Raw genomic sequence first — 3,621 nt, forward strand, 5'->3', positions numbered from 1 at the left:
CCGATGAATAAATCAGTCTTTGAACAGCCCCGTCCAGATTTTATGCGGGTAGATGACAAAGGTTTTGAACAAGAATTTAAACCGATTGCACAGAAAATACAGAGTCATTTGGGCTCACTTTACACTCAAAATGTTTTTGAGGATGGGGACACCTTATCTCATCAACAACTTTGTACCTGGGTTGGTGCAACTGCGGTTAAATTAATTCCCGATACGAGTATGCGTCAGTGGTCCGTGTCTATCGACGACCAATTTGAACTGGCAGACATTTTGTGGGCAAAAACTATTTGGACACTGGTTCATGTATTGCCAATAGGTTTTATTGTTTCAAAACACCGCTTTGGCAACTCTGGGTACTCATGGAATCCAGCCTTAAGCGCCCTTCGTAATTCAGTGAGCGCTACAAACTCAAATCGACTTTTCTCCGGCTTTCCTATATCTCAAGCTGTATTACATAAGCTTTTTCCTGAGTACTTAGAATCGCCTCACTCAATGCTCTCATTTGCACTCATTGATACATTTTCATCACGCCCTAATACCGACAACCCATTTTATAACGGTATTAGGGATGCAATTAGGATGACATTGATAAGATATCCTTATCCTATTCCATATTTTTGGAGAGAATTCATAGAAGCTTTCTTCTCGCACAACCCTCACGATCTGATGAAATTCAATGCTGCAATGAAACAGCTATCGCCTTCTGAAAGCGTAAAAATTGACCACGAAAATAGCGCTGTTCAAAATTCGGAAACCGAAACAGAGTCCCCTTCCTTACATCAACATTCAGAAGACAGTACCGAAGTAGAAGAGAATACATCTGTGGCAATAAAACCTGTCGTTGCCGTTGAGCATGACAGTAGCTTTGCCACTCCAACCAAAAATTCTGAATCCCCAAGGAAAGAATTAAACAGAGAAAAACAATTTCATCAGGAGATACTTTCCGAAAATTATGTTTTGTGGGGCAAATCAGACGACCCAACAGACCAAGCTCAATACATGCGAGAGATCATTTTGTATTGGGGAAAAATCGTTTCCGAGAAAGTACAAAGTGGTAAATTCAACATCAATTCTCCATCTGCGTTTGCTTATATTTATTCTAAAAATATCTACATTACAGAAGGGGGCTTAAAACGGATGCTTGCATTAGTTGATGATGAGCATACTGATTGGGTGTCTTGGATGTGCCATGTTGGTTTGCTAGCACCTGTCGATGGCACGTTAACCACTCAAGATTCGACTATTCCCATAAAAACATGGCAGTTGAGAGAGCGGGTAAATCAATATTTTGTTCCTGATTTGATGTCCTATTCAAACTCAGATGCATTTTTGCCTAAAGCTGAATTAGTAACTTAATACACTAACTACTATTCACATATATCGAGGAGTAGCAAGTGCTATTTAGTAAATTCACAGGTGACCGGGGGCAAATGATAACCATCGCTAATCGGATGGGTATCACGATTTTTGCACTGGTTATAATGCTTATGTTTGCTGGTTATCATGCAATCACAAACAAAGTTATTATACAGTTAATTCCCCCGCACTTAGATTCACGGGTTACCGTTGCTTATAACAGTGCGAGTAAAGAGTTTCACCTTAAATATGGACTTTATGCGGCAGTATTAATGGGTAATGCAAACCCAGAAACTGCTAAATCAATTACAGAAGCACTGCAGTATGTCTTCTCTCCAGAACTTTATAAAACCCACAAAAAAGATCTATTTGCGCAGTCGGAAAGTTTAGCAAAGACGTCTTCTACAGTTCAGTTTGAGCCAAGTCGTTGGGAGTACGAGCCTAAAACGAATTTGGTTTTTATTACTGGCAAGCAAACATTGCGTCCAGAAAACGGACGTCCAAAAATCAAAACCATGACTTATGAATTTTTATTAAAGGTTGTCGACTATGTACCAACTATTGAACACTACGCGCTGTATGAAGGCCCGGCTCGTAATCTTGAGTATCGCACTAAGCAGCACAATATCGCCAATAACTAGTGCAAAAGAGTTGACAGAGAATGAAGCGGGTGTTTCTCCGCATCAAGTTCAGATGTCTGCGCCACAGAAGATGCTGGAACTATTTGTCGAAGAGTCAACGACGGCGATTGTCGGTGCTTCAACATTGGATTTGAATGTCATTATAACGCCTTTTAAACGGGCCAAAGTGACGCACAACACTAATGAGTCTTTTACGATTGACAATAATAAGGTTTTCTTTCAGTCAATGTCACAAGATCCTTTTTCGGTTTTCCTTACTGAAGATGATGACCCTAGTGCTCCTCAATACAAAATGATGTTTGTGCCTTCTAAAGTTCCGATAGGGTTTCAAATCAAGCTAAAGCCGGATATTCCATATGTTCCAAAATCTGCAAAACGTGAACAGAGTGAGTCTCCTAAAAGTGATGGTTACTCTACCGATCTTTCCAATATAGCGACAGGTGTAGCCAAATTTCTTGCAGATAGACGAGACCTCAAGCATTTACCGGAAGGTTTTAGGGTTGATGATGATTTTGCTAAACCCCCTTATTACATCGGAAATGTATTGATGAACCCCGAGCTCAGACTAATTGGCACAAACTACGACGTTTACGTGATGAACGCAAACAACCGAGCCAACATTGACTTGCAGTTAAGTGCACCTGACTTTGCGACGCTATCTCCAACAACTGGTGTTATAGAAGATGCTTATGAGGACGAACGCGCTCGCCTAGTTGGGTTCTATCCTCGAAAAGTATTGGCACCAGGCCAATCAACAAGTCTTATCTTGATTCACGAACCAAGACGACTATAGGGACTGGTAATATGAGCTTACAAAATTTAAAAGACAGGTATGAAGCACTCCCGCCAAAGAAAAAGAAGTTAGTTACATTTGGCGGACCTATCCTCATCATTATATTTATTTGGATGCTTTTTAGCTCTGATGAAGATTTACTAAAAGTGCCAGAAAGAAACGTTTCAGAGGTTGGCCTTTTTGGTGTAGATGATGAAGATTTGACAGTTGGAGATTTGTCTACAAAGGTTTCAGCGTTGGCTAATCAAGTTGAATTGATGTCGCAACGAGAGAACACTAATGCAACATCCCTTAAGCGAATTGAAGACATTTTACAAAGTTTAAATGCTGATAACGCAAACTTACAGACCCTCTATGAAATCCAGCGTCGAATCAGTGAATTAGATGAAAAAATTGCTGATGTTCAAGTGGAGGCTAAAGCGCCTAGAACAGACCGGGCGACCATTACATATGTAGAAACGAAGCCTGATGCAAATGAAGAACCTGAACCAGGCGAAACTGTCACGGTTGAGCCTGATATTGTTGTTCCAGAAGAGAAAATGAATACTACGTTCGATTCAAATAAAGAATCGTTTAGTTATACCGCACAGCGTACCGAGATTCCTGATGATCCAATTGCATTCGTTAATCAAGCATCACGTGGTGGTTCAAATCCGATTAAGACGGAAACCGGGAACATGTTTGTTAATTCTGGCGAACCTGGTCCAGCTTCTGCGGTTAAATCAACCACCAGCTTAACTGATGAAAATGCAAAAGCAGATAGCCAAAAGGATGTTGGGAAAAAATACCGTGGTAAGCGAGTGCTTGCAGGTGCAGTTGTCCCATTTGTAC

General features: G+C 40.7%; 4 protein-coding genes. All 4 read left to right on the forward strand.

The window, feature by feature from the left end; genetic code table 11:
* A partial coding sequence (locus BIZ39_RS20740; RefSeq protein ID WP_187447955.1) for a hypothetical protein occupies positions 1–1,356 on the forward strand: 1,356 nt, incomplete at its 5' end.
* 38 nt (positions 1,357–1,394) lie between these two features.
* On the forward strand, positions 1,395–1,997 hold the full coding sequence (locus BIZ39_RS20745) for a TraE/TraK family type IV conjugative transfer system protein (RefSeq protein ID WP_187447956.1): 603 nt from the start codon (positions 1,395–1,397) through the stop codon (positions 1,995–1,997).
* On the forward strand, positions 1,957–2,790 hold the full coding sequence (locus tag BIZ39_RS20750; RefSeq protein WP_187447957.1) for a hypothetical protein: 834 nt from the start codon (positions 1,957–1,959) through the stop codon (positions 2,788–2,790). The genes BIZ39_RS20745 and BIZ39_RS20750 overlap by 41 nt, the downstream gene beginning before the upstream one ends.
* Positions 2,791–2,801: 11 nt before the next feature.
* A partial coding sequence (locus tag BIZ39_RS20755; protein WP_187447958.1) for a hypothetical protein occupies positions 2,802–3,621 on the forward strand: 820 nt, incomplete at its 3' end.

The sequence above is a fragment of the Alteromonas sp. BZK5 genome (genome assembly GCF_014349115.1).
In the GTDB taxonomy this organism is placed as follows: domain Bacteria; phylum Pseudomonadota; class Gammaproteobacteria; order Enterobacterales; family Alteromonadaceae; genus Alteromonas; species Alteromonas macleodii.